This window comes from Phocaeicola sp. RTP21198st1_B8_RTP21198_201120 (genome assembly GCF_040929485.1).
Taxonomy (GTDB): domain Bacteria; phylum Bacteroidota; class Bacteroidia; order Bacteroidales; family Bacteroidaceae; genus Phocaeicola; species Phocaeicola dorei.
Map to the genome: position 1 here is coordinate 1 of NZ_JBCOCI010000294.1, position 1,581 is coordinate 1,581.

At 49.1% G+C, this 1,581-nt stretch carries 1 pseudogene; it reads left to right on the top strand.

The features are described from left to right. Positions 1 to 1,581, top strand: a pseudogene (locus AB5935_RS25575) (hypothetical protein); the annotation flags it as partial.

Sequence of the window (1,581 nt, forward strand, 5' to 3'; positions counted from 1 at the left end):
CTCGTTGCAGCCGTGCTTTACGGCATCGTACCGGGTATTGTGAAAGTAGGCGGCTGGTTCGAGTTGTTGTTTGTCAACGGACTCGGAATGTCGTTCAATTCAGGTGTAGTGGTTTATATTATTCTACTTGCAGCCGCTCTGATCTGGGGTGTATACGAAAGCTATACCGAAAAGAACAAAACACGCATGGCTATCTCCTTTATCCTGACGATTGCCCTACTGGGTATCCCGTTCTATGGACACGGAGCCAGCAGTATTGTTATTGGAATCTTGGTCATCGCTGCACTGGGTCTTTATCTTGCTCCGAACATTCAGACCAAGATTAAGGAGAAATGGCGCATTTCCGCCCGCACCATGAACACAGCCCTGCTGTGCACCATGATGATCGTAATCGGGTATTCTTCTTACGCACTGATCGTTATCCGTTCTACTGCCAACACTCCGATGGATCAAAACTCACCGGAGGATATATTCACCCTGGGCGAATACCTCGGCCGTGAACAATACGGAACCCGTCCGCTCTTCTACGGCCCTGCTTTCTCTTCGAAAGTGGCACTTGACGTAAAAGACGGCTATTGTATTCCGCGCCAATCGGAAGCAGGAAGTAAGTTTGTCCGCAAGGAAAAGACTTCGCCCGACGAAAAAGACTCTTATATCGAACTTCCCGGACGTGTGGAATACGAATATGCACAGAATATGCTTTTCCCGCGTATGTACAGTTCGTCACACGCACCGCTCTACAAACAATGGGTAGACATCAAGGGATATGACGTTCCTTACGACCAGTGTGGAGAGATGGTGATGGTAAACATGCCTACCCAATGGGAAAATATCAAATTCTTCTTCTCCTACCAGCTAAACTTCATGTACTGGCGTTACTTCATGTGGAACTTTGCCGGACGGCAGAATGACATACAGGGTAGCGGAGAAATTGAGCACGGCAACTGGATCACCGGTATTCCGTTTATCGACAACCTACTGGTAGGTAACCAGGAATTGCTTCCGCAAGATCTCAAAAACAATAAAGGGCACAACGTATTCTACTGTCTGCCGCTGATTCTCGGCTTAATCGGACTCTTCTGGCAGGCTTACCATAGCCAGCGAGGTATCCAGCAATTCTGGGTGGTATTCTTCCTGTTCTTTATGACAGGTATCGCTATCGTGCTCTACCTCAACCAAACTCCTGCACAACCCCGTGAACGAGACTATGCGTATGCCGGTTCGTTCTATGCCTTTGCCATCTGGGTAGGTATGGGAGTGGCAGGTATCATCCGCATGTTGCGAGATTATGCCAAGATGCAGGAACTTCCGGCAGCCGTTCTGGCTTCAGTGCTCTGTTTGTTCGTCCCCATCCAGATAGCGGGACAGACATGGGATGACCACGACCGCAGCGGACGCTTCGTTGCCCGCGACTTCGGACAGAACTACCTGATGACTTTGCAGGAAGAAGGCAACCCGATTATCTACACCAATGGTGATAACGATACCTTCCCATTGTGGTACAATCAGGAAACGGAAGGTTTCCGTACGGATGCCCGCACCTGTAACTTAAGTTACCTGCAAACAGACTGGTATATAGAC